The organism is Bacillus sp. FCW2 (genome assembly GCF_021228595.1).
GTDB classification, from domain to species: Bacteria; Bacillota; Bacilli; order Bacillales; family Bacillaceae; genus Bacillus; species Bacillus velezensis.
Window position 1 is genome coordinate 868,735 of the sequence record NZ_CP089436.1, and the last position, 24,182, is coordinate 892,916.

23 protein-coding genes and 1 other annotated feature are annotated in these 24,182 nt (G+C 48.3%); of the genes, 21 read left to right on the forward strand and 2 right to left on the reverse strand.

Annotated elements, in window-relative coordinates:
* Positions 1–253: 253 nt before the first annotated feature.
* Positions 254–2,185 (forward strand): threonine--tRNA ligase, encoded by a 1,932-nt coding sequence (gene thrS, locus K3G25_RS04390; protein ID WP_159354455.1) that lies wholly within the window; start codon positions 254–256, stop codon positions 2,183–2,185.
* A gap of 54 nt (positions 2,186–2,239) precedes the next feature.
* Here the strand turns inward: thrS and K3G25_RS04395 are convergent, their stop codons facing one another.
* Positions 2,240–3,034, reverse strand: coding sequence for an HAD family hydrolase (locus tag K3G25_RS04395; RefSeq protein ID WP_029973345.1), 795 nt, complete (start codon positions 3,032–3,034; stop codon positions 2,240–2,242).
* Between the two features lie 186 nt (positions 3,035–3,220).
* Here K3G25_RS04395 and K3G25_RS04400 point away from each other — a divergent pair, with 186 nt between their 5' ends.
* The 8 genes from K3G25_RS04400 (at position 3,221) to K3G25_RS04435 (ending at position 8,797) form a co-directional block, all read left to right on the forward strand.
* Entirely contained in the window at positions 3,221–5,002 is a 1,782-nt protein-coding gene (locus K3G25_RS04400) for a sensor histidine kinase (protein ID WP_017418328.1), read from the forward strand.
* On the forward strand, positions 4,980–5,714 hold the full coding sequence (locus K3G25_RS04405; RefSeq protein WP_014418602.1) for a LytR/AlgR family response regulator transcription factor: 735 nt from the start codon (positions 4,980–4,982) through the stop codon (positions 5,712–5,714). The genes K3G25_RS04400 and K3G25_RS04405 overlap by 23 nt, the downstream gene beginning before the upstream one ends.
* 129 nt (positions 5,715–5,843) lie before the next feature.
* On the forward strand, positions 5,844–6,281 hold the full coding sequence (gene lrgA, locus K3G25_RS04410) for an antiholin-like murein hydrolase modulator LrgA (RefSeq protein WP_007613022.1): 438 nt from the start codon (positions 5,844–5,846) through the stop codon (positions 6,279–6,281).
* Between the two features lie 12 nt (positions 6,282–6,293).
* Positions 6,294–6,977 (forward strand): antiholin-like protein LrgB, encoded by a 684-nt coding sequence (lrgB, locus tag K3G25_RS04415; RefSeq protein ID WP_003152487.1) that lies wholly within the window; start codon positions 6,294–6,296, stop codon positions 6,975–6,977.
* 181 nt (positions 6,978–7,158) lie between these two features.
* Positions 7,159–7,289 (forward strand) — a sequence feature (ribosomal protein L20 leader region).
* 58 nt (positions 7,290–7,347) lie between these two features.
* Positions 7,348–7,869 carry a translation initiation factor IF-3 gene (gene infC / locus K3G25_RS04420; RefSeq protein WP_071543361.1) on the forward strand — a complete coding sequence of 174 codons (522 nt, stop codon included), beginning with the start codon at positions 7,348–7,350 and terminating at the stop codon, positions 7,867–7,869.
* A gap of 12 nt (positions 7,870–7,881) precedes the next feature.
* Positions 7,882–8,082, forward strand: coding sequence for a 50S ribosomal protein L35 (gene rpmI / locus K3G25_RS04425; protein ID WP_003152493.1), 201 nt, complete (start codon positions 7,882–7,884; stop codon positions 8,080–8,082).
* Between the two features lie 31 nt (positions 8,083–8,113).
* Entirely contained in the window at positions 8,114–8,473 is a 360-nt protein-coding gene (gene rplT / locus K3G25_RS04430) for a 50S ribosomal protein L20 (protein WP_007613019.1), read from the forward strand.
* A 57-nt stretch (positions 8,474–8,530) separates the two neighbouring features.
* Positions 8,531–8,797, forward strand: coding sequence for a DUF1294 domain-containing protein (locus tag K3G25_RS04435; protein WP_007613018.1), 267 nt, complete (start codon positions 8,531–8,533; stop codon positions 8,795–8,797).
* Between the two features lie 13 nt (positions 8,798–8,810).
* On the opposite strand, the gene K3G25_RS04440 is transcribed toward K3G25_RS04435, so the two are convergent.
* Positions 8,811–9,203, reverse strand: a complete 393-nt coding sequence (locus K3G25_RS04440; RefSeq protein ID WP_003152498.1) for a hypothetical protein — start codon at positions 9,201–9,203, stop codon at positions 8,811–8,813.
* Positions 9,204–9,387: 184 nt separating this feature from the next.
* Here K3G25_RS04440 and K3G25_RS04445 point away from each other — a divergent pair, with 184 nt between their 5' ends.
* The 12 genes from K3G25_RS04445 to cstA all read left to right on the forward strand — a co-directional run bounded on the left by K3G25_RS04445 (position 9,388) and on the right by cstA (position 24,170).
* Entirely contained in the window at positions 9,388–10,473 is a 1,086-nt protein-coding gene (locus K3G25_RS04445) for a M42 family metallopeptidase (RefSeq protein WP_094296072.1), read from the forward strand.
* 142 nt (positions 10,474–10,615) lie between these two features.
* The gene (locus K3G25_RS04450) at positions 10,616–11,581 is read left to right on the forward strand and encodes an arabinan endo-1,5-alpha-L-arabinosidase AbnA (protein ID WP_021494425.1); all 966 of its coding nucleotides are present in this window, start codon (positions 10,616–10,618) and stop codon (positions 11,579–11,581) included.
* A 182-nt stretch (positions 11,582–11,763) separates the two neighbouring features.
* Complete coding sequence (gene araA, locus K3G25_RS04455; RefSeq protein WP_102421663.1) at positions 11,764–13,257, forward strand: L-arabinose isomerase; 1,494 nt, start codon at positions 11,764–11,766, stop codon at positions 13,255–13,257.
* 1 nt (position 13,258) lies between these two features.
* Complete coding sequence (gene araB, locus K3G25_RS04460) at positions 13,259–14,944, forward strand: ribulokinase (RefSeq protein ID WP_025649712.1); 1,686 nt, start codon at positions 13,259–13,261, stop codon at positions 14,942–14,944.
* Positions 14,937–15,626, forward strand: coding sequence for an L-ribulose-5-phosphate 4-epimerase (gene araD / locus K3G25_RS04465; protein ID WP_003152509.1), 690 nt, complete (start codon positions 14,937–14,939; stop codon positions 15,624–15,626). Before araB ends, araD begins: the two co-directional genes overlap by 8 nt.
* The gene (locus tag K3G25_RS04470; RefSeq protein ID WP_404977505.1) at positions 15,604–16,410 is read left to right on the forward strand and encodes a sugar-phosphatase AraL; all 807 of its coding nucleotides are present in this window, start codon (positions 15,604–15,606) and stop codon (positions 16,408–16,410) included. Before araD ends, K3G25_RS04470 begins: the two co-directional genes overlap by 23 nt.
* The gene (locus K3G25_RS04475; RefSeq protein ID WP_232489602.1) at positions 16,407–17,591 is read left to right on the forward strand and encodes a sn-glycerol-1-phosphate dehydrogenase; all 1,185 of its coding nucleotides are present in this window, start codon (positions 16,407–16,409) and stop codon (positions 17,589–17,591) included. Before K3G25_RS04470 ends, K3G25_RS04475 begins: the two co-directional genes overlap by 4 nt.
* 31 nt (positions 17,592–17,622) lie before the next feature.
* Positions 17,623–18,918 carry an arabinooligosaccharides ABC transporter substrate-binding protein AraN gene (locus K3G25_RS04480; protein ID WP_232489603.1) on the forward strand — a complete coding sequence of 432 codons (1,296 nt, stop codon included), beginning with the start codon at positions 17,623–17,625 and terminating at the stop codon, positions 18,916–18,918.
* Positions 18,919–18,959: 41 nt separating this feature from the next.
* Positions 18,960–19,901 (forward strand): arabinooligosaccharides ABC transporter permease AraP, encoded by a 942-nt coding sequence (locus K3G25_RS04485; protein ID WP_007408105.1) that lies wholly within the window; start codon positions 18,960–18,962, stop codon positions 19,899–19,901.
* A gap of 18 nt (positions 19,902–19,919) precedes the next feature.
* Positions 19,920–20,747 (forward strand): arabinooligosaccharides ABC transporter permease AraQ, encoded by an 828-nt coding sequence (locus tag K3G25_RS04490; protein WP_007612991.1) that lies wholly within the window; start codon positions 19,920–19,922, stop codon positions 20,745–20,747.
* Between the two features lie 16 nt (positions 20,748–20,763).
* A complete protein-coding gene (locus tag K3G25_RS04495) occupies positions 20,764–22,263 on the forward strand; it encodes an arabinosylfuranosidase ArfA (protein WP_232489604.1) in 1,500 nt (499 codons plus the stop codon).
* A 110-nt stretch (positions 22,264–22,373) separates the two neighbouring features.
* A complete protein-coding gene (gene cstA, locus K3G25_RS04500) occupies positions 22,374–24,170 on the forward strand; it encodes a carbon starvation protein CstA (RefSeq protein ID WP_053573136.1) in 1,797 nt (598 codons plus the stop codon).
* Positions 24,171–24,182: the final 12 nt, after the last annotated feature.

The window sequence follows — 24,182 nt, forward strand, 5'->3', positions numbered from 1 at the left end:
AGAGAGGAGAGCCCAGGCTGAAAGCTTTCCAGCTATGGATCATTGACTTTACCGCCTTTGAACTTCAGCTGTGAACGCCGGAAGAAGCGCCAGTAATAGCTGACGGGAACTCCCGTTACAGAGTTTAGAGCCGCAGGTGCCGAAACAATCGGCCGTGCGGAAAAAAGGGTGGAACCACGATTCCGTTTATTTAACCTCGTCCCTTTCATAGGGGGCGGGGTTTTTGATTTGCATAAAAAAAGGAGTGACGAAGATGTCAGATATGATCAACATCACATTTCCGGACGGAGCGGTAAAGGAATTTCCGAAAGGAACAACAACAGAAGATATCGCGGCATCCATCAGTCCGGGATTAAAGAAAAAGTCTTTAGCCGGAAAACTGAACGGACAGGAAATTGATTTAAGAACGCCGATTCAAGAGGATGGTGCCGTAGAAATCATTACAGAAGGCACAGAAGAAGGCTTGAACATCATGCGGCACAGCACGGCGCATTTATTGGCCCAGGCGATTAAACGCATTTATAAAGATGTGAAATTCGGTGTCGGCCCCGTCATTGAAAACGGGTTCTATTATGACGTTGAAATGGAGCAGGCGCTGACGCCGGATGACCTTCCGAAGATTGAAAAAGAAATGAAACGCATCGTCGGTGAAAATCTGCCGATTATCCGAAAAGAAGTGAGCCGTGATGAAGCAAAAGCCATGTTTGCGGAAATCGGCGATAATCTGAAGCTTGAACTGCTGGATGCCATCCCGGAAGACGAAACGGTCTCCATTTATGAGCAGGGCGAATTTTTTGACCTGTGCCGCGGCGTGCACGTGCCGTCTACAGGCAAAATTAAAGAATTTAAGCTGCTGAGCCTTGCGGGCGCATACTGGCGCGGCGACAGCAAAAACCAAATGCTTCAGCGCGTTTACGGCACGGCCTTCTTTAAAAAGGATGACCTGAAAGAGCATTTGCGGATGCTTGAAGAAGCGAAAGAGCGCGACCACCGAAAACTGGGCAAAGAATTAAAATTGTTCGCCAACTCTCAAAAAGTCGGACAAGGCCTGCCGCTCTGGCTGCCGAAAGGCGCAACCATCCGCCGCGTGATCGAGCGCTACATTGTGGATAAAGAGCTGAGCCTCGGTTATGAGCACGTCTATACGCCTGTTCTCGGAAGCAAAGACCTGTATGAAACATCGGGCCACTGGGATCATTATCAGGATACGATGTTCCCGCCGATGGAAATGGACAATGAAACACTCGTGCTCCGTCCGATGAACTGTCCTCACCATATGATGATTTACAAACAGGACATTCACAGCTACCGCGAGCTTCCGATCCGCATCGCAGAGCTCGGAACGATGCATCGATATGAAATGTCCGGGGCGCTTTCAGGTCTTCAGCGCGTACGCGGCATGACGTTAAATGACGCGCACATTTTCGTCCGTCCTGATCAGATTAAAGAAGAATTCATCCGTACGGTCCGTTTGATTCAAGACGTATACGAAGACTTCGGACTGAGTGATTACACATTCCGCCTGTCTTACCGTGATCCTGAAGATACGGAAAAATATTTTGATGATGATGAGATGTGGAACAAAGCGCAGTCCATGCTGAAGGCGGCAATGGATGAGATGGGGCACGACTATTATGAAGCGGAAGGCGAAGCGGCGTTTTACGGCCCTAAGCTTGACGTGCAGGTGAAAACGGCGATCGGCAAAGAAGAGACATTGTCAACTGTACAGCTTGACTTCCTTCTTCCGGAACGCTTTGATCTCACTTACGTCGGAGAAGACGGCAAACAGCACCGCCCTGTCGTTATTCACCGCGGCGTCGTGTCAACGATGGAGCGTTTCGTTGCTTTCTTAATCGAAGAGCACAAAGGCGCCCTTCCGACATGGCTTGCGCCGGTGCAGTTCCAAGTCATTCCTGTATCACCGTCCGTGCATCTTGATTATGCGAAAAAAGTGCAGGAGCGCCTGCAGCGTGAAGGCCTGCGTGTCGAGCTTGACAGCCGGGACGAAAAAATCGGCTATAAAATCCGTGAAGCGCAAATGCAAAAAATCCCGTACATGCTTGTGGTCGGTGACCAAGAAGCGGAAAACGGCGCGGTAAACGTCCGGAAATACGGCGAGCAGAAATCAGAAACCGTCTCATTGGACGATTTTGTGAAAAAGGCTGTAGCCGAAGCGAAAAAATAACCGGAAATACAAAAAACCCCGTTCATTCAGAATGGGGTTTTTTTGCGTATAACATTATCTTTCTTTTTGTTTCTCTATAATCGCAAACAGCTCGTGAAGATCGCTGATCACGTAATCAGGGGCAATGTCCGTATCATTTTTCTTTTGCGTCCGGTTTACCCAGACTGTCGTAATGCCTGCCCGTTTCGCTCCCAATATATCAGTATTGAGGTTATCTCCGACCATAATGGCGTCTTCTTTTTTCAGGTTCAGGAGGCCGAGGCAATGTTCGAATATGGAGGCGTCGGGTTTCCCTTTTCCGAAAGCGCCTGAGATGACGATTTCATTAAAATAAGGCGCGAGCTCAGGAACGCCGGCGAGTTTTTCTTTCTGCAGGCTGGGGTCGCCGTTTGTCAGCAGAAGCAATTCATAAACACCTTTCAGCTTATCAAGCACTGCAAACGTTTCATCATACACGTACGGACGCTGTCTGCGTTCCGCCGCGAAAAACTCCGCCAAATATTCGCCGTAAGCCGCATCGTCTATACCGACGCTTTTTAAGCCGTTCGTCCAGGCGTTTCGTCTGTATTCCGGCGCAATCCGATTCAGCTGTTTAAATCCTTCGCTGACCGGCTCGGAAAAATTCGCCCACAATCCTTCAAACGGATTAATGCCGATCATGACCGTATAAGGATAGGTTTCGTATGACATATACAATTCCCGTGCCGCTTTCCGAACCGCCTCTTCAAATGTATGCGGGTCAAGGCCATATTTTTTTCCCGCTTGTAAACATGTTTCCCTGAATGTTGTTCTGACGCTTTTTTCATCCCATAACAGTGTATCGTCCAAATCAAAAAATACGGCTTTCATGATCTTCTCCTCTTTGTTATATTCTGAAACTCTCTGCCGCAAGGCTCCCGTTTATTCTACAATAGATATATAGACTGTGAAAGATTTGTTTTCAGATGATTTGAAAAAAACAGGCAGGTTTGTGTCAGATTCTGTCTCAGGCTCTAAAACGTGATAAAATAAAATTTGAAAGAACAGGTGAAAAGTATGCTGCATTTGATCATCATGATGCTGGAAAGAGTCGGAATTATCGTCATATTGGGATTTGTTCTGGCTCATACCAGATTGTTCAGACAGGCGCTCCAGCAGCCTGAGAGCTATAAAGGCAAAGCGGTGCTGATTTCAATTTTCTCGCTGTTCAGTATCATCAGCAACTATACGGGAATAGAAATTCAGCGGAATACAATCATGAATAATGACTGGGTGTTTCAAATTAATCCGTCCGGTTCAATTGCCAATACAAGAATTATGGGCGTTGAAATCGGCGGACTCTTAGGCGGCCCGTATGTGGGAATCGGCGTCGGCATACTGGCCGGCCTGCATCGTTTATCACTCGGCGGCGCGACCGCAGTCAGCTGTGCCGTCTCATCCGTTTTAGCGGGCATTTTGTCCGGCTGGATCGGACGGTATTTCAGAAAACGCTATGCGATGCCGACACCGCGGGTGGCCGCGCTTGTCGGACTCGGGATGGAATCGCTGCAAATGCTGCTCATCCTCTTGATGGCCAAGCCGTTTTCTGATGCTTGGACGCTTGTGAGCATCATCGGCATCCCGATGATATTGGTAAACGGGTCAGGGACTTTTATTTTTCTTTCGATCATTCAGTCGATTATCCGGAAGGAAGAACGGGCGAGAGCCCTTGAAACTCACAGGGTGCTGATGATTGCCGATCAGACGCTTCCGTTTTTCCGCCAGGGGCTGAATGAAAGCTCATGCAAAAGCGTCGCCGCCATCATTCACAGGCAAACGGGAACGGACGCGGTATCGCTTACGGATAACGAAAAGATTTTGGCGCACGTCGGCGCGGGTGCCGACCATCATATTCCGTCTGAAAGCCTGATCACCGGATTGTCAAAACGCGTCATTAAAACGGGTCATATTATGAAAGCGACATCAAAGGCAGAAATTGAATGCACGCACGATCCCTGTCCGCTGCATGCGGCGATCGTATTGCCGCTGACGTCAAACGGCAAAACGATCGGGACGCTGAAAATGTACTTTAAAAGCCCGTCAGGTTTAAGCCGGGTTGAAGAAGAGCTTGCAGAAGGACTCGCCATGCTGTTTTCCACCCAGCTTGAACTCGGCGAGGCGGAACTGCAGAGCAAATTGCTGAAAGACGCAGAAATAAAGGCGCTTCAAGCACAGGTCAATCCGCATTTTCTGTTTAATGCGATCAATACGATTTCTGCTCTTTGCCGTACGGATGTGGAAAAAACCCGAAAGCTTCTGCTGCAGCTCAGCGTCTATTTCCGTTCCAATCTGCAGGGGGCAAGGCAGCTGCTCATCCCGCTTTCTAAAGAACTGAACCATCTGCAGGCATATTTATCATTGGAGCAGGCCCGTTTTCCCGGGAAATATAAAATCAGCCTTGAGATCGAACGCGGTTTGGAGGACATCGAAATTCCTCCTTTTGTGCTGCAGATCCTCGTCGAAAATGCGCTCCGCCATGCATTTTCAAGAAAGCAGGACAGCTGTGCCGTCAATGTCAGCGTGGTATCCGCCGGTCAGTCGGTTTTAATGCGGGTTGGAGATAACGGGCGGGGAATTGATCCGGAATTGCTGTCCGTGCTCGGAAACCGTCCGCTCCCGTCAAAAGAAGGGACGGGAACCGCGCTTTACAATTTAAATCAGCGGCTGATCGGGCTGTTCGGCCCCAAAGCAGCCCTGCGATTGGAAAGTGAGGCCGGCAAAGGTACGGACGTATCATTTGAGCTGCCTTTGAAACTGATGACTAAAGGAGAAGAACATGCTGAAGGTGTTAATCGTTGATGATGAAATGCTGGCAAGAGATGAATTAGCTTATTTGCTGAAACGGACGAATGAAGTAAGTGACATAAACGAAGCTGAAAATATTGAATCCGCTTTTGACAGTATGATGGATCAAAAACCGGATCTGCTGTTTTTGGACGTTGATTTGTCAGGAGAAAACGGATTTGACATTGCCAAACGGCTGAAAAACATGAAAAATCCGCCGGCCGTCGTTTTTGCGACGGCGTATGACCAATTTGCTTTAAAAGCCTTTGAAGTCGACGCGCTCGATTATTTAACGAAGCCTTTTGATGAAGAAAGAGTGCGCCAGACAATCAGAAAGTTTAAAAGAGTGAAGCAGGACAGGGCAGGAGCCGTCTCAGAGCAGCCGTCCGCAGCCGGAGCGCATAAACTGGCTGTATCAGCCGGTGAATCTATTGTCATTTTAGATACGAAGGACATTATTTTCGCCGGCATGGAGGACGGACACGTTTCTGTCAAAACGTTTGCCGCTTCTTATTCCGTTCATGAAACTTTGGCGGTCATTGAGAAAAAACTGCCTGATACGGGTTTCTTGAGAGTGCACCGCGCGTTCATCGTGAATACGGAGCATATTACGGAAATTCATCCGTGGTTTAATTCGACGTACAATCTTATCTTAAAAGACGGCTCTAAAATTCCCGTCAGCCGTACATATGCCAAGGACTTAAAAAAGCTGCTTCATATTATATGAGGCGGCTTTTGCATTTCAGCAGCCGTTTTTTGCATTTCAGAATGAATATTCAGCCGTTTGTTATGAAAGCGCTTTAAAAATCGATTTCTCTTTTATAATGGACCTAACAAAGAGAAAGAGGTGAAGAAAATGAGTGCGAAAAAAGTGTACGGATTTCTGACACAAGCATTTATTTTTGCCGTAATTATGCTCATATCTAATGGGATTGCAGCGATTGTCCCCATTCCTATACCCGCTTCCGTAGTAGGTTTGGTGTTATTATTTGTCCTCTTATGTCTGAAAGTGATTAAGCTTGAACAAGTAGAAACGCTGGGAACATCATTAACGTCACTGATCGGATTTTTATTTGTCCCGTCGGGCATCTCCGTGATGAATTCACTTGGCGTCATGCAGCAGTACGGCGTGCAGATCGCACTCGTCATCTTACTCGCCACCATCATTCTGTTAGGGGCCACGGGCCTTTTTTCTCAGCTGATCTTGTCTGTCAGCCAAAAACGTCAGAAGACTGCTCCTGAAAAACAAACGGTGCGCCGTTCCAATCAGGAAAAAGAACTTGTGCAGCATTAGGAGGGAAATCGGATGAGTCCATATTTCGGTATTGTCGTTTCACTTGCGGCCTTTGGCATCGGCACGTATTTATTTAAAAAAACGAGAGGCTTTTTCCTCTTCACCCCGCTGTTTGTCGCGATGGTGCTTGGAATCCTTTTTCTGAAGCTCGGCGGTTTTTCATATGAAGATTATAAAAGCGGAGGAGACATTATTAAATTCTTCCTGGAGCCCGCGACGATCGCTTTTGCCATCCCTTTATACAAACAGCGTGCCAAGCTGAAAAAATACTGGTGGCAGATCATGTCTTCCATTATTGTCGGCTCTATCTGCTCAGTCACGATTGTCTATTTGATCGCAAAAGGCATTCATCTTGACGCGGCCGTTATGAAAAGCATGCTTCCGCAGGCGGCGACAACGGCAATTGCCCTTCCGCTGTCAAAAGGGATCGGCGGCATCACCGACATCACCGCTTTCGCCGTTATTTTCAACGCCGTTATCGTCTATGCTCTGGGCGCTCTATTCTTAAAACTGTTTAAAGTAAAGCACCCAATCTCTAAAGGACTGGCTCTCGGCACATCAGGACACGCACTCGGTGTTGCGGTCGGCATTGAGATGGGGGAAGTAGAAGCGGCAATGGCAAGTATCGCGGTTGTCGTCGTGGGAGTGGTGACGGTGCTGGTCATTCCGGTATTCGTTCAGCTCATCGGAGGATAAGCCCGGGTCATAGACCCGGGTTTTTTATTGTGTTGGCGCGTCCGCGGGCGGCAAAGAACGAAATTTCACATTTTTCCTTGCGCTCACCCCGGCATCGTGTTAAAATGAAAAAGTTGATCCGGAGAAGTCATTCTTGACTAATGATCCGGTATTGTGTAGAATAGTTATTGAATTGAATATAAATCACAAGCAGAGGCACCCGCTTCTCACCTGATTGACACATTCATGTAGTTGGCAGGTTGACCGTACATTTTTATTTATGCAGATGTTCGTAGTGTGGGTGTGTTGTCATGCCCGCACTTTTTGTTTGCCTGCAGAATGCAGTCAAAAAGCGTTGTGAATCAATTCGAAGAAACTATGGAGGTGGCTCATTATTAGCAAAGATCAATTGGTTAATGAGGGTATCCGTGCACGTGAAGTTCGTCTGATCGGACAAAATGGCGATCAGCTCGGCATCAAGTCCCGTCAGGAAGCACTTGAAATCGCCGGCCGCGCAAATCTTGACCTTGTGTTAGTTGCAGCAAATGCAAAACCGCCTGTCTGCCGCATCATGGACTACGGTAAGTTCAGATTCGAGCAGCAGAAAAAGGACAAAGAAGCACGCAAAAATCAAAAAATCATTAACTTAAAAGAAGTTAGATTAAGTCCGACGATCGATGAGCATGACTTTAACACGAAATTGCGCAATGCGATTAAATTCCTTGAAAAAGGCGATAAAGTGAAAGCTTCTATCCGCTTTAAAGGGCGCGCAATCACTCATAAAGAAATCGGCCAGCGCGTATTGGACCGTTTCTCTGAAGCATGTGCGGAAGTTGCGACAGTCGAAACAAAACCAAAAATGGACGGCCGCAGCATGTTCTTAATGCTCGCGCCGAAAAACGAAAAGCAATAAGGAGGAAATCCCATGCCAAAAATGAAAACTCACCGCGGATCTGCTAAACGTTTTAAAAAGACAGGTTCTGGGAAGTTAAAACGTTCTCATGCATATACAAGTCACTTATTCGCCAACAAATCCCAAAAGCAAAAGCGTAAGCTTCGCAAGGGTGCTATTGTAAGCGCAGGAGACTTCAAACGCATCAAACAACAGCTTGCCAACATCAAGTAATCGGACAAGGAACAATTAGGAGGGAAATATAATGCCAAGAGTAAAAGGCGGAACTGTGTCGCGTCAGCGTCGTAAAAAGGTTCTTAAATTAGCAAAAGGTTATTTCGGTTCAAAACATAGATTATACAAAGTAGCAAACCAGCAGGTCATGAAATCAGGAAACTATGCATTCCGTGACCGCCGTCAGAAAAAACGTGATTTCCGTAAGCTTTGGATCACTCGTATCAACGCTGCTGCACGTATGAACGGTCTTTCTTACAGCCGTTTAATGCACGGTCTTAAGCTTTCAGGCATCGAAGTAAACCGCAAAATGCTTGCTGATCTTGCTGTAAACGATCTTACTGCTTTCAATCAGCTTGCTGATGCTGCTAAAGCTCAGTTAGACAAGTAAGTTGAAAAAGCCGCTCTCTTTCCGGGAGCGGTTTTTTTACGTAAAGGGTGACAATCAATGGCTCTCTTCATTTACGCCGTATTGATAAACGGATACGGCTTTTGGATCATGGGCGCTGATAAAAGAAGAGCAAAGGCGCACAGGTGGAGAATATCAGAGAAACGAATATGGCTCACAGCCGCCATGTTCGGCTCACTCGGCGTATGGATCGGCATGCGCACCTTCAGGCATAAGACGAAACACAAATCCTTTTTATACGGGGTGCCGCTGCTTTTTCTCACTGAAGCCGCCCTTGTGCTGATGTATTTGATGTATAAAACATAAAAAGCAGGAGAGCTTATCGCTCGCCTGCTTTTTTCGCTTTTTTGATGGGCTGGTCCCAATCAATCTTACAATTCGGGTACCGCTCCAATACCTTTTTTTCGACTTCTTCAAAATCACCTGCAGAAAAGCGGTTAAGCTTTTCCGGATTTTCGGTCCATACAAATATCGTATGAATAAACAGCGGATGATCTTTGGAAGGGATATGCTTTTCTCCTTCAAAGAGCACTCCTTTATAAGTAAGCTGGAGATTTTTTCGCGTGTTTTTCTGTTCGTCAATAAAATAAAAATTCTCTTTTGATTGCGCCAGTCTGAGCCTTCTTTTCGGGTTTGCGTAGAATTTGACGCACATGTAAATAAAATAAATAAGAAGTGCAAGCAAGACAATCCTCAATACTGTAATGGCCATATGTGTGAAGGCACCTCCTCACCTTTGTCATGATCTGATGTAATACGAAAAACAAAACAAAAGGTTTCATTTTTTTAAAAGAAATAGATAAAAACATTTACCCGTTTTTCAGGCGAATTAATCGTATGCTTCAGCATTGGTTTTGTATAATAAGAAGGGTAGTGAAAAAAAAGGAGGTTTATTGATGACAAAATTAGATGAAACGCTCACCATGCTGAAAGCGTTAACGGATGCAAAAGGGATACCGGGAAATGAGAGAGAAGTAAGACAAGTGATGAAATCATACATAGAACCATTTGCCGATAACGTCACAACAGACCGGCTGGGAAGCTTAATCGCCAAAAAAACCGGCAAAGAAAACGGTCCGAAAATCATGATCTCAGGGCATTTAGACGAAGTCGGTTTTATGGTGACGCAAATCACTGATAAAGGCTTTCTCCGCTTTCAAACCGTCGGCGGCTGGTGGTCTCAGGTCATGCTGGCCCAGCGCGTCACCGTCGCGACAAAAAAAGGGGACATCACGGGGATCATCGGTTCGAAACCGCCTCACATTCTGCCTCCTGACGCCAGAAAAAAAGCCGCCGATATTAAAGAGATGTTCATCGATATTGGGGCGTCCAGCCGTGAAGAAGCAATGGAATGGGGCGTTCTTCCGGGTGACCAGATTGTGCCGTATTTTGAATTTACAGTGATGAACAATGAAAAGCATTTATTGGCGAAAGCATGGGACAACCGTATCGGCTGTGCGATTGCCATCGATGTATTAAAAAATCTGAAAAACAGTGATCACCCCAATGAAGTATACGGGGTCGGAACGGTTCAAGAAGAAGTCGGGCTGCGCGGGGCGAAAACAGCGGCACATACGATCCAGCCTGATATCGCGTTCGGTGTGGATGTCGGAATTGCCGGAGATACACCGGGAATTTCTGAAAAAGAGGCGCAAAGCAAAATCGGCGAAGGGCCGCAAATTATTCTGTATGACGCGTCAATGGTATCTCACAAAGGGCTGCGCGACCTTGTCGTGAACACGGCGGAAGAAGCGGGAATTCCGTATCAATTCGATTCCATTGCCGGAGGGGGCACGGATTCAGGTTCCATTCATTTAACCGCAAACGGAGTGCCGGCGCTGTCCATTACGATCGCGACGCGCTACATTCACACTCATGCCGCTATTTTGCATCGGGATGATTATGAGAATACGGTAAAATTGATTACAGAAGTGATTAAAAAATTAGATCGGGAAACAGTTGACCGTATTACTTACCAATAAAGATACGGAAGAATCTGCTTTTTTAAGCAGATTCTTTTTTTTGTCTGTACAAATATGAGCCCTGCGTCTACAATAAGAGAAGACATAGAAAAATCTGACAACATGTTTTTGAAAGCGCTTTAAAAAAGGGGAGGGTTTACAAATGAAAAACAGATTCAGACGCATGATCCGCTTTTCGTGCGCAGCCGTTACAGCCGGGCTGCTGTTGATGTCTTCATCTCCGGCATCTGCCGCGTTTTGGGGGGCATCAAATGAATTGCTTCACGATCCGACAATGGCGAAGGAAGGAAACACGTGGTACGCTTTCGGAACCGGTTTGGAAGGGGAGAGGGGGCTTCGCGTCTTAAAGGCGGGCAGCGGCGGCGTATGGACCGTTCAGAAATCAATCTTTACTTCCCCGCTGTCATGGTGGGGCAATTATGTGCCGAATTACGGGCTGAATCAATGGGCCCCCGATGTTCAATATTATAACGGAAAGTATTGGCTGTATTATGCGGTTTCTTCATTCGGCAAAAATACCTCCGCGATCGGTCTTGCATCATCTGCAAGCCTCAGTTCGGGAAACTGGAAGGACGAAGGGCTCGTCATCCGTTCAACAAGCGCCGATAACTACAATGCAATTGATCCGGAGCTGACAATTGATAAAGACGGAAACCCTTGGCTTGCCTTCGGTTCTTTTTGGAGCGGCATTAAGCTGACAAAGCTTGATAAAAATACGATGAAACCGACGGGATCACTTTATTCCATCGCTGCCAGACCGAATAACGGCGGAGCTTTGGAAGCGCCGGCCATCACCTACCAGAACGGCTACTATTACTTAATGGTGTCGTTTGATAAATGCTGTTCAGGCGTGAATAGTACGTACAAAATCGCTTATGGAAGATCCAAAAGCATCACGGGCCCATATCTCGATAAAAGCGGGAAAAGCATGTCAGAAGGCGGAGGGACGATTCTTGACTCCGGCAATGACCGTTGGAAAGGCCCGGGCGGTCAAGACATTGTGAACGGGAATATTTTAGTGCGTCATGCGTATGATGCCGAAAACAGCGGAATTCCGAAGATGCTCATCAATGATATCGACTGGAGTTCAGGCTGGCCTTCCTATTAATTGATCAGCCGGGCATGTGTGTCCGGCTTTTTTACTTGCAATAAAAGATTGACAGGTTGATTCCTCCTTAACTATAATAAAGTTGTTCGTACAAATAAAAGGATAAAAGTTTTGTGGTTTATATTCGTACGTATACTTTTTAAAATGCAAGCGCTTTATTTTGATGGGAAGGGGAAATGAATGTGCTTCAGAACAAAGAATATGAATTTTGGTTTGTAACGGGAAGCCAGCACTTATACGGAGAGGAAACGCTGCAGCTTGTCGATAAACACGCAAAGGGAATATGTGACGGCCTCAGCGGGGTGTCATCAAGATACAAGATCAGGCATAAACCGGTTGTCACGTCATCTGAAACAATCAGAGAGGTTTTGCGGGAAGCGCAGTATCAAGAAAACTGTGCGGGGGTCGTGACGTGGATGCATACATTTTCCCCTGCGAAAATGTGGATTGAAGGTCTTTCCGCTTTTCAAAAGCCGATGCTTCATCTGCATACCCAGTATCATCGCGACATCCCGTGGGAAACGATTGATATGGACTTTATGAACAGCAACCAATCCGCTCACGGAGACCGGGAATACGGATATATCCAGTCAAGAATGGGGCAGACGAGAAAAGTCATCGCAGGCTATTGGAATGATGAGGAAGTCAAACATGACATTTCGCAATGGATGAACACGGCTGCCGCTTGGAATGAAAGCAGGAATATTAAAGTAGCCCGGTTCGGCGACAATATGCGGAATGTGGCGGTTACTGACGGAGACAAAGTCGGCGCCCACATCCAATTCGGCTGGCAGGTTGACGGCTACGGAATCGGCGATCTTACCGAGGTGATGAACAACGTCACCGACGCAGAAATTGAGGCGCTTTATGAGGAATACGACAAATTGTATGTCATCAGCGACGAAACAAAACGGGATGAAGCAAAAGTTGCTTCCATTAAAGAACAGGCGAAAATTGAACTCGGATTAACGGCCTTTCTCGAACGGGGCGGATATACAGCGTTTTCGACCTCCTTTGAAGTTTTGCACGGAATGAAGCAGCTTCCGGGTCTTGCCGTTCAGCGTCTTATGGAAAAAGGGTACGGATTTGCCGGCGAAGGCGATTGGAAAACGGCTGCCCTTGTGCGAATGATGAAAATAATGGCGGACGGAGAACAAACCTCCTTCATGGAAGATTATACGTACCATTTTGAACCGGGGCGTGCGATGATTCTCGGATCACATATGCTTGAAGTATGTCCGACGATCGCCCTTGATCAGCCGAAAATCGAAGTTCATCCTCTCTCAATCGGAGGGAAGGAAGATCCGGCCCGGTTGGTCTTTAACGGAATCGGCGGTTCAGCCATCATCGCCAGCATCATTGATATCGGCGGGCGATTCCGTCTCATTCTGAATGAAGCGGAAGGCAGGGAAATTGATCATGATATGCCGAATCTCCCTGTGGCGCGGGTGCTGTGGAAGCCGGAGCCATCGCTGAAAACAGCTGCGGAAGCATGGATTTTGGCGGGAGGCGCCCACCATACCTGTATGTCCTTCCGGCTTACGGCTGAACAGATGCTTGACTGGGCTGAGATGGCAGGCATTGAAAGCATCTTTATTTCCCGCAATACCGAAATACATGAGCTGAAAAAAGAGCTGAAATGGAATGACGTATTATACCGGCTGGGAGGGAATTGATATGGCGTATACGATTGGTGTTGATTTCGGCACATTGTCCGGCCGGGCGGTGCTTGTCAATGTCCGCACGGGCGAAGAAATCGCGTCTGCGGTAAAAGAATACACTCATGCCGTCATCGACCGCACGCTGCCGAAGACGGGTGAAAAACTCCCTCGGGACTGGGCGCTTCAGCATCCTGCCGATTATATCGAAGTTCTGGAAACGGCGATTCCGAACCTGCTTGAGCAGGCGGGCGCTGATCCAAAAGACGTGATCGGCATAGGAATTGATTTTACCGCCTGCACGATTTTGCCGATAGACGGCGCGGGGCAGCCGCTTTGTATGCTGCCGGAATTTGAACGGGAGCCCCACAGTTATGTGAAGCTGTGGAAGCATCATGCGGCTCAAAAACATGCAGACCGTTTGAACACGATTGCCGAAGACACAAAAGAAACATTCCTTAAAAGATACGGCGGTAAAATTTCTTCTGAATGGATGATCCCGAAAATCATGCAAATCGCGGAAGAAGCGCCGCATATATACGAGGCGGCAGATCGGATTGTGGAAGCGGCAGACTGGATCGTCTATCAATTGTGCGGTTCATTGAAGCGAAGCAACTGCACGGCCGGCTACAAAGCAATCTGGAATGAGGAGACGGGGTATCCGCCGGATCATTTTTTCGAAAAGCTCAACCCGTTAATGAAAACGATTACAAAGGATAAATTAAGCGGCACCATTTATTCAGTCGGGGAAAAAGCAGGAGGTTTGACCGAAAAAATGGCGGAGCTGACCGGGCTTCTGCCGGGGACGGCCGTTGCCGTCGCCAATGTCGACGCTCATGTGTCAGTGCCCGCGGTCGGTATTACAGAGCCGGGGAAAATGCTGATGATCATGGGAACGTCTACCTGCCATGTGCTGCTCGGCGACGAAGAACATATCGTCCCCGGTATGTGCGGGGTCGTCAATAACGGCATCTTGCCCGGATATGCGGGATATGAAGCGGGGCAGTCCTGTGTCGGCGACCACTTTGAATGGTTCGTCAAAACGTGTGTTCCGAGAGACTATGAGAAGGAAGCTGAGGATAAACACATAGACATTCACGAGCTGCTCAGCAAAAAAGCAGCTGAACTTGTTCCAGGGGAAAGCGGCCTTCTCGCGCTTGACTGGTGGAACGGAAACCGGTCAACCTTGGTGGACGCCGATTTGACGGGCATGATGCTTGGTATGACGCTGCACACGAAGCCGGAAGAAATCTACAGGGCATTGATTGAAGCGACGGCGTTCGGAACGAGGATGATTATCGAAACGTTCCGGGAAAACGGCGTTCCGGTCGAAGAGCTTTACGCAGCCGGAGGAATCGCCGAAAAAAATCCGTTTGTCATGCAGATTTATGCAGACGTCACAAATATGGATATTAAATTATCCGGGTCTCCGCAGGCGCCTGCACTGGGCTCCGCGATTTTCGGAGCGCTCGCCGCGGGACGGGAAAACGGGGGATTCTCCAATATTGCTGAAGCATGCGCGCATATGGGGAAATTAAAAGACGGCTTTTATGCCCCGAACCCGGAAAGAGCTGAGATTTATGACAATTTATATGCGGAATATAAAGAGCTCGTACACTACTTCGGCAAAGAAAACAATGTCATGAAACGCCTGAAAGCCATTAAAAACCGTGATTTTGCAAAAGGAGGGAGCCGCCATGCTTGAAGCGTTAAAAGAAGAAGTGCTCGCCGCCAATCTGAAGCTTGAGGAACATAACCTTGTCACGTTTACATGGGGGAATGTCAGCGGCATTGACAGAGAGAGCGGGAGAATCGTCATTAAACCGAGCGGTGTCGATTACAGTGAGCTGACCGCTGACAAACTGGTCGTCCTGAATGAGGACGGAGACATTCTCGAAGGCTCGCTGAAACCGTCTTCTGACACGCCGACCCATCTTTATCTGTATAAAGCGTTTCCGGCTATCGGCGGAATCGTTCATACTCATTCCCGCTGGGCGACGAGCTGGGCACAGTCCGGAAGAGACATACCCGCTCTCGGAACGACTCACGCGGATTACTTTGAAAGCGCTATACCCTGTACGAGGGAAATGTATGAAGAAGAAATTGTGAAAGATTATGAATATCATACAGGCAAAGTCATAGCCGAAACCTTTCAAAACGAACCGTATGAACAAAATCCGGGTGTCCTCGTCCACAGCCACGGCCCGTTCTGCTGGGGAACGGACGCGCTGAATGCCCTGCATAACGCCGTTGTGCTCGAAACGGTAGCGGAAATGGCCTACCATTCGCTTATGCTGAACAAACAGCTCAGTCCGATCGACAGAGTGCTGCATGATAAGCATTTTTACAGAAAACACGGGGCGAATGCTTATTATGGCCAAACTTGACGCAGCCGGGTTTCTGATTGATTTAGACGGAACCGTATTCAGGGGGCGGGAGCTGATTGACGGCGCAAAAGAAGCCGTTCATACCCTTCAGTCACTGGGCAAAGCCGTTGTCTTTTTAAGCAACCGCGGCAATCTATCAAGAGCAATGTGCCGAAAGAAACTGCTGGGTGCCGGTATCCGCACGGATGAACGGAGCATAGTGCTGTCCTCCAGTGTGACGGCATCATTTTTAAAGAAGCATTATCCTTTGTCAAAGGTGTGGGTGTTAGGAGAGAAAGGGCTGACTGATGAACTCGCTTTTGCGGGTGTCGCCTTGGCGCAAAACCCGCAGGCGGCAGACTGGCTTGTCATCTCCCTGCATGAAACCGTCACCTATGAGGATCTGAATCTCGCTTTTAAGGCAGCTTCCTCGGGCGCGCGCATCATCGCCACGAACCGGGACCGCTCCTTTCCGAATGAAGGCGGCCATGCCATGGACGTCGCGGGAATGATCGGGGCCATTGAAGCATCCGCCGGAGCAAAAACGGAGCTTGTCATCGGCAAACCGTCTTGGCTGATGGCTGAGGCGGCATGTGAAGTGCTCGGACTTCCCCCTGAGGAATGCGCCATTATCGGAGACAGCCTCGAATCTGATATCGCAATGGGCAGGCTGTACGGAATGAAAAGCGTATTGGTTCTGACGGGGTCGGCCAAACTTGGGGAGCCCCGTCTATATGAACCTGATATCGTCCTTGATTCTATTAAAGACCTGACAGAATTAGCGAAGGAGGGAATCCTTTTATGAAACGTTCTCCTGAGGACATTCAATCCGAGTTTGACAAGGAAGGGGCCAGCCGCTCACCGATTCAAATAGAAGATATCGTGATCGGGGCGAATGCAAAAGAAGAGCTTCTCAGATTTCTGCAAAAAAAATGCTGGAATCATCCGGTGATCGTCTGTGACCGGAACACGTACGAGGCGGCGGGACGTCTGCTTGCGGAAGAATTGAGGGCACGCGGGATCAAAGCGTCAAAAGTCATCATTCCGGAGCATGAAGCCGGGACCGCCGCGGCTGATGAGAGGACATTGGTCTATACGCTGATCAATCTCGCGGAAGAGACGGATGTCATCATTGCGGCCGGTTCAGGAACGATTCACGACATTACACGGTTTGCCGCCTGCCAGCGCGGATTGCCGTTTATCTCATTCCCCACCGCTCCGTCAGTCGACGGTTTTACATCGGCGGGAGCGCCGCTCATATTAAACGGAATCAAAACGACGATTCAAACGAAAGCGCCGATCGCCTTATTTGCGGATACGAATGTATTAAAAGAAGCGCCCCGTTCAATGACAGCCGCGGGCTTCGGAGACATGCTCGGAAAAATAACATCGCTGGCAGATTGGGAGATTTCCAGCAGGCTAGCGGGTGAGCCGTACTCAGAAGCCGGGGCGAAGCTTGTGAAAGACGCGCTTTGGCAGTGCATTGATCACCGCGCTGACATTGCCATGGGAACGGAGGCCGGCATTCAGATACTGATGGAAGCGCTGATCGTTTCGGGTCTTGTCATGCTTGCGCTTGACCACTCCCGCCCCGCCTCAGGAGGAGAACATCACATCTCGCATTGGATTGAGATGGAAATGCTGAAGGCAAAACAGCCTCCGATTCTCCACGGTGCGAAGGTCGGCTGTGCGTGCGCGGTGCTGAGTGATATTTACAAAGAACTGGCTTGTCACGAAAAGCTTGCTGAACTGCCGCCGCACTTTCGCGAGGCGATTCAATCTGCATATGAAGGGCTTCCCGACGGCAAAACAATTGCCGGGTGGCTCACATCTGCGGGGGGTCCCGCCTGTTTTGATGAGATCGGTGTAAAACAGGACCTTGTCAGCGATGCGTTTAAGCATGCGCACACACTGAGAGACCGTTATACCGGTTTAACCATCATAAATGAAAATGCAGCGCTCTTTGCACATCATTTGCATCAATAGCCGCACGGCCTAAAGTGGAAGGGGTAATGACATGAAAAAAACGACCGCTGTATGTTTGGTGATGATGATGCTCTTCTTGTTTACCGCCGGCTGTTCACAAGAACGGACTGCCGGCCAGCCGGGAGAAACGGAGCTGACGTTTTGGACGTTTAACGGCCTGCACGAACAGTTTTATCAGGAAATGGTCAAAGAATGGAATCAGAAATTTCCGGAGCGCAAAATCAAGCTGAATACCATCGTTTATCCTTATGGACAAATGCATGATAATTTATCGGTTTCGCTGATCGCGGGTGAGGGGCTTCCCGATATAGCCGACGTGGAATTAAGCCGGTTCTCGAACTTTCTGAAGGGGAAGGATATCCCGCTTGCCGATCTGACGCCGCTGATTGAAAAAGACCGCGATAAGTTTGTGGAAGCGCGTCTGGCATTGTACAGCAAAAACGGAAAATTGTACGGCCTTGATACACATGTGGGGACGACCGTCATGTTTTACAACATGGATATTATGAAAAAAGCGGGCGTTGATCCCGCCTCCATTAAGACATGGGAAGATTACCGGCGGGCAGGGAAAAAAGTGCGTGAAGCATCTGGGAAACCGATGGGAACGGTTGAAACAAACGACTCCGCCACATTCCTATCCATGATTTCGCAGCAAGGGTCAGGCTACTACAGCAAAAACGGAAAATTGATTCTGAACAGCAAGACGAATACAGACACACTGAATTATGTAAAGGACATGGTAAATGATAAAACCCTTCTGCCGGCTCCCGGCGGCGGCCATCACAGCGAAGAATACTACGGTTTTATGAATCAGTGCGGGGCAGCCTCAGTGCTGATGCCCATTTGGTACATGGGACGGTTTATCGATTATATGCCTGATTTAAAAGGAAAAATGGCGATTTACCCTATGCCGGCCTGGAAAGAAGGCGGTGACAGATCAGCGGGTTTAGGCGGAACAGCCACCGTCGTGCCGAAGCAGGCTGAACATCTGAAGCTCGCGAAAGAATTTCTCGGTTTTGCGAAAGGTTCAAAGGAAGGGAACATAAAGCTTTGGACGGTGCTCGGCTTTGACCCGCTCCGCTGGGACGTGTGGGATTCAAAAGAATTGAAGGAGAAAAACAAGTACACGGATTTCTTCCGGAACGGTACGTCAATTTTTTCCTCGCTCCTTGAAATAAAAGATGAGATCAATCCGATTTATCTGCATGAAGACTTCTCTAAAGCGGCTGATCTCGTTGTCAGACAGGTGCTGTTCGATGCGCTGAAGACGCAGGAAAAAACACCTAAGGAAGCCTTGGACGAGGCGGCAGAGCAATTAGAGAAATAGGAGAAGCCGTCCTATTTAACAGTGAAAGCGGGGGAGCTTTTATGAGACCTGTAAAGACAGAGACAGCACAAACCGTTTCTGCAGTCCGGAAGAAGCCGCGCCGGCGCAATGTGCTGTATTCAAAAAAAGCGGCGCCTTATCTTTTTACGGCGCCATTTATCATTTCGTTTCTCGTTTTCTTTTTGTATCCGATCATCAGCGTGTTTATCATGAGCTTTCAGCGGATACTGCCGGGAGAAATTACATTTGTCGGGTTTTCCAATTATACCGCTCTTCTTAATCCAACCTTTTACACCGCACTGTTTAACACATTGGAATATACCTTCTGGACGCTGATCGTGCTGATTCCGGTGCCGCTTCTTTTGGCGGTGATTCTGAATTCGAAGCTCGTCAGGTTCAGAAATGTATTTAAATCGGCTCTGTTTGTACCGGCTCTAACATCGACGATCGTAGCGGGGATTATTTTCCGTCTGATGTTCGGAGAAATGAATACGTCGCTTGCAAACGAGCTGATGATGAAGCTTGGCGCATCACCCCAAAACTGGCTCAACAACAAAGGTACCGGCATGTTTTTAATGGTGCTGCTTGCGTCATGGAGGTGGATGGGCATTAACATTCTTTACTTTCTGGCGGGATTGCAAAACGTGCCGAAAGAATTGTATGAAGCGGCTGAAATTGACGGGGCGAGTACGTGGAAAAAGTTCCGGCATATTACCCTTCCATTTTTAAAGCCGGTGTCCGTTTATGTATTAACGATCAGTATTATCGGCGGTTTCAGAATGTTTGAGGAAAGCTATGTGCTTTGGCAGAATAATTCCCCGGGCAATATCGGCCTCACACTTGTCGGTTATTTATATCAGCAGGGGCTTGCATACAACGAAATGGGGTACGGGGCCGCAATCGGAATTGTCCTTTTGCTTGTCATCTTACTAGTCAGCCTTGTTTCACTGAAACTGTCCGGTTCGTTTAAAGGGGAGGGATAAGCGTTGCGTAACAATTACATGTTTTCCGTGTACAGAGTCGCGTTTACCTTGTTTTTTATCATGCTGAGCCTGTTGTATATCTTTCCGATGATCTGCCTATTGCTCGGTTCATTAAAGCCGTCATCTGAGCTGATGCGCATCGGGCTGAATCTGCGTCTTGATCCGGATGTGATGAGCCTTGATAACTACACCTATTTGTTCAACGGGGGGAGCATTTATTTCAAATGGTTTTTTAACAGCCTGCTGCTCGGCGTTCTCACCACGGTTCTCACGCTGTTTTTTTCCTCTTTGATCGGCTACGGACTCGGTGTCTACGAATTTAAAGGCAGAAATATTATTTTCGTTCTTGTGCTGATCATTATGATGGTGCCTCTTGAAGTGATGATGCTTCCGTTGTTCAAATTGACGGTGGGTCTTCATTTGATCGATTCTTATACGGGAGTGATTCTGCCGTTTATTGTGTCGCCTGTCGCCGTGTTCTTTTTCCGGCAATATGCGCTCGGACTTCCGAAGGATCTGCTTGATTCAGCGAGAATGGACGGCTGCACCGAATTCGGCATTTTTTTCAGAATTATGGCGCCGCTCATGAAACCGGCATTCGGGGCAATGATCATTCTTCAATCTTTAAACAGCTGGAATAACTTTTTATGGCCGCTGATCGTGCTTCGGTCGAAAGAAATGTTTACGCTTCCAATCGGACTTTCAGGGCTGCTGAGTCCGTACGGCAACAACTATGACATGCTGATTTCCGGGTCCGTTTTTGCGATACTGCCGGTGATCATCATATTCTTGTTTTTCCAAAAATACTTCATTTCCGGCCTCACAGTAGGCGGAGTGAAGGGATAGAGAGAGGGAGGAAATAATGAAAAAAGCGGGGATTACAGCAGATAAAGAATATATCATCGGTGAAGTGGACAAACGGATGTACGGATCATTTATAGAACATATGGGCCGGGCGGTGTATGAAGGCATTTATGAGCCCGGACACCCGAAAGCCGACAAGGACGGCTTCAGAACAGACGTGCAGGAGTTAATCAAAGAATTGCAAGTGCCGTTCATCCGCTATCCGGGAGGGAATTTTCTCTCGGGCTACAATTGGGAAGACGGTGTCGGACCGGTGAAGGACCGCCCGCGGAGGCTTGATTTGGCATGGCAGACGACAGAAACGAACGAAGTGGGGACGAATGAATTTTTAACGTGGGCGAAAAAAGTGAACGCCGAAGTGAATATGGCGGTTAATCTCGGGACGAGAGGGATCGATGCCGCCCGGAACCTCGTCGAATACTGCAACCATCCTGAAGGGTCATACTGGAGCGACTTACGAAAATCGCACGGATATGAAAAACCTTACGGCATCAAAACATGGTGCTTAGGAAATGAGATGGACGGCCCTTGGCAGATCGGTCATAAAACGGCGCATGAATACGGACGGCTCGCCGCTGAAACGGCAAAGGTGATGAAATGGACGGACCCGACGATCGAATTGGTGGCTTGCGGAAGCTCAAACAGCGGCATGCCGTCCTTCATCGAGTGGGAGGCCGAGGTGCTTGAGCATACGTACGAGCATGTGGATTACATCTCACTGCATACGTATTACGGCAATCATGAAAATGATCTTGAGAACTATTTGGCGAAGTCGATGGATTTAGACCATTTTATTAAATCCGTCACAGCCGTATGTGATTATATGAAAGCGAAAAAACGCAGCAAAAAAACGATTCACCTTTCTTTAGATGAATGGAATGTGTGGTATCACTCAAATGAAGCGGATAAAAAAGTGGAGCCATGGATTACGGCCCGGCCGATCCTCGAAGACATCTACAATTTTGAAGATGCGCTGTTGATCGGTTCACTGCTGATTACGATGCTGCAGCATGCGGACAGACTGAAGATCGCCTGTCTCGCCCAGCTTGTCAACGTGATTGCGCCTATCATGACTGAAAAGGGCGGAGAAGTATGGAGACAGCCGATCTTTTATCCTTACATGCACGCCTCTGTCTACGGGAGAGGGACTTCAATGAAGCTGCTGATTACCTCCCCGAAATACGACTCAGCGGACTTTACGGATGTGCCGTATGTTGATGCCGCGGCCGTTTACCATGAAGAGGATGAAGCACTGACCATTTTTGCCGTCAACAAAAGCAAGGAACTGATGGAAACGGAGATAAAGCTGAGAGGGTTTGAAGATTACCGCATTATTGAGCATATCGTGCTGGAGCATCAGGATATGAAAGCGACCAATCAAAAAAACAGAAAAGAAGTCATTCCGCACTCCAACGGAACGTCTTCGGCAAATGCTGAAGGGATAACGGCTCATTTTACTCCGCTGTCCTGGAATGTCATCCGTTTATCAGGAAAATAATGTTCCGAAAAGCCGGGCTGCGCTGCCGGCTTTTTTTTACGCAAAAATCATCTCCTGTTATCTGATAATTGTGATAATATTTAGAAAAAGAGAAAAGGGGCTGGGATTAAATGAATGCGATTACAATCGTCATAGCGTCTATATGTATTTTGGCGATCGCCTATCGGCTTTACGGTACCTTTATGATGGTCAAAGTATTAAAAATCAATGATCAGACACCGACTCCGGCCCATGTGCTTGAGGATGGGAAAGATTATGTGCCGACGAATAAGTGGGTGTCATTCGGCCACCACTTCGCGGCAATCGCCGCTGCCGGCCCGCTTGTCGGACCGATTCTGGCAGCTCAGTTCGGCTATCTGCCCGGGCTTTTATGGCTGTTAATCGGGGCGGTGATCGGAGGAGCCGTGCACGATATTGTCGTATTGTTTGCATCAATGCGGAAAAACGGGAAAACGCTTTCTGAAGTCGCCAAAGAAGAGCTCGGCCCGGTGGCGGGTTTTTGCACGGGTCTCTCGATGCTGTTTATCATTACGATCACGATGGCGGGACTGTCCATGGTTGTGCTGCACGCGCTTGAGAAAAACCCGTGGGGAACGTTTGCGGTGGGGATTACGATTCCGATCGCGATGGGGGTCGGCCTCTACTATAAAAAAACGGGCAATCTCAAACTCGCATCAACTGTCGGGTTTCTTTTGTTAATGGCCGGTGTTGTAATCGGGCCGCAGCTGCAGACAACGGCTTTCGGGGACATGCTGACACTGGATGCGAAAACGCTTGCAGTGGCGCTTCCTGTCTATGCGTTTTTCGCCGCGGCGCTTCCGGTTTGGCTTTTGCTGGCTCCGCGTGACTATTTAAGCAGTTTTATGAAAATCGGGGTTTTTGCCGCTTTGATCGCAGGCGTCTTTTTCGTCAATCCCGCCATTAAATTTCCTGCCGTAACGGAGTTTATTCACGGCGGAGGGCCGGTGATCGCGGGTCCTGTCTGGCCGTTTATTTCAATAACGATTGCCTGCGGCGCCATTTCGGGCTTTCATGCATTTGTCGGTTCCGGCACAACGCCGAAAATGCTGGATAAATGGAGTGATATAAAGCCGGTTGCTTTCGGAGCGATGCTTGTGGAATGTCTCGTCGGAATTATGGCGCTCATTGCAGCTGCCGCTCTTGAGCCCGCCGACTATTTTGCTATTAACAGCACGCCTGAAATATTCCGCACCCTCGGGATGAATGTCGTCCATCTGCCTGAATTGAGCAAAGAAATCGGGCTCAGTCTGGAAGGAAGAACGGGCGGCGCCGTTACGCTTGCCGTCGGAATGACGTATATCTTTACGGAGATTCCGTTTTTCAGTCATTTGGCTTCATACTTTTTTCAATTCGTCATTATGTTTGAAGCGGTGTTTATTTTAACGGCGATTGATGCGGGAACCCGTGTCGCCCGGTACTTGATTCAAGAGTTTTTCGGAGAGGTCTATAAGCCGCTGAAAAAAACAGACTGGCTGCCGGGCTCGATTTTCTCAAGCGCGCTCGCCTGCCTGCTGTGGGGCTATCTTCTGTATTCGGGCGACATCAGCTCCATTTGGGCGCTGTTCGGCGTATCCAATCAGCTTATGGCGTCTGTCGGCTTAATTATCGGTGCGACCGTCGTATTAAAAATAGCGGATAAGCGGCGCTATATGCTGACATGCCTGATTCCTCTCGCTTATTTGTACGTGACCGTCAACTATGCGGGTTATTGGATGGTGCGGTATGTGTATTTGAACCCCGAAGCGGCGGGATACAACGTGCTGAATGGCGTTTTATCCATTATCATGCTCATTCTCGGGCTTGTGATTATCATTGCGGCTGTGAAAAAATGGGCGAATGTATGGCGTGATCCGAGTGCCAGACTGGAAGCTTCAATACCCGGATAAATCCGCGGCCGT

Excerpts from the sequence above, each read along its gene's own strand:
- araD (WP_003152509.1), top strand. The coding sequence starts at position 14,937 with ATGCTTGAAGCGTTAAAAGAAGAAGTGCTCGCCGCCAATCTGAAGCTT.
- K3G25_RS04490 (WP_007612991.1), top strand. The coding sequence starts at position 19,920 with ATGTTTTCCGTGTACAGAGTCGCGTTTACCTTGTTTTTTATCATGCTG.
- K3G25_RS04450 (WP_021494425.1), top strand. The coding sequence starts at position 10,616 with ATGAAAAACAGATTCAGACGCATGATCCGCTTTTCGTGCGCAGCCGTT.
- K3G25_RS04440 (WP_003152498.1), bottom strand. The coding sequence starts at position 9,203 with ATGGCCATTACAGTATTGAGGATTGTCTTGCTTGCACTTCTTATTTAT.
- lrgA (WP_007613022.1), top strand. The coding sequence starts at position 5,844 with ATGAGTGCGAAAAAAGTGTACGGATTTCTGACACAAGCATTTATTTTT.
- K3G25_RS04475 (WP_232489602.1), top strand. The coding sequence starts at position 16,407 with ATGAAACGTTCTCCTGAGGACATTCAATCCGAGTTTGACAAGGAAGGG.
- K3G25_RS04485 (WP_007408105.1), top strand. The coding sequence starts at position 18,960 with ATGAGACCTGTAAAGACAGAGACAGCACAAACCGTTTCTGCAGTCCGG.
- K3G25_RS04445 (WP_094296072.1), top strand. The coding sequence starts at position 9,388 with ATGACAAAATTAGATGAAACGCTCACCATGCTGAAAGCGTTAACGGAT.
- K3G25_RS04470 (WP_404977505.1), top strand. The coding sequence starts at position 15,604 with ATGCTTATTATGGCCAAACTTGACGCAGCCGGGTTTCTGATTGATTTA.
- K3G25_RS04480 (WP_232489603.1), top strand. The coding sequence starts at position 17,623 with ATGAAAAAAACGACCGCTGTATGTTTGGTGATGATGATGCTCTTCTTG.
- K3G25_RS04405 (WP_014418602.1), top strand. The coding sequence starts at position 4,980 with ATGCTGAAGGTGTTAATCGTTGATGATGAAATGCTGGCAAGAGATGAA.
- lrgB (WP_003152487.1), top strand. The coding sequence starts at position 6,294 with ATGAGTCCATATTTCGGTATTGTCGTTTCACTTGCGGCCTTTGGCATC.
- K3G25_RS04435 (WP_007613018.1), top strand. The coding sequence starts at position 8,531 with ATGGCTCTCTTCATTTACGCCGTATTGATAAACGGATACGGCTTTTGG.
- K3G25_RS04400 (WP_017418328.1), top strand. The coding sequence starts at position 3,221 with ATGCTGCATTTGATCATCATGATGCTGGAAAGAGTCGGAATTATCGTC.
- rpmI (WP_003152493.1), top strand. The coding sequence starts at position 7,882 with ATGCCAAAAATGAAAACTCACCGCGGATCTGCTAAACGTTTTAAAAAG.
- rplT (WP_007613019.1), top strand. The coding sequence starts at position 8,114 with ATGCCAAGAGTAAAAGGCGGAACTGTGTCGCGTCAGCGTCGTAAAAAG.
- K3G25_RS04395 (WP_029973345.1), bottom strand. The coding sequence starts at position 3,034 with ATGAAAGCCGTATTTTTTGATTTGGACGATACACTGTTATGGGATGAA.
- thrS (WP_159354455.1), top strand. The coding sequence starts at position 254 with ATGTCAGATATGATCAACATCACATTTCCGGACGGAGCGGTAAAGGAA.
- araB (WP_025649712.1), top strand. The coding sequence starts at position 13,259 with ATGGCGTATACGATTGGTGTTGATTTCGGCACATTGTCCGGCCGGGCG.
- cstA (WP_053573136.1), top strand. The coding sequence starts at position 22,374 with ATGAATGCGATTACAATCGTCATAGCGTCTATATGTATTTTGGCGATC.
- K3G25_RS04495 (WP_232489604.1), top strand. The coding sequence starts at position 20,764 with ATGAAAAAAGCGGGGATTACAGCAGATAAAGAATATATCATCGGTGAA.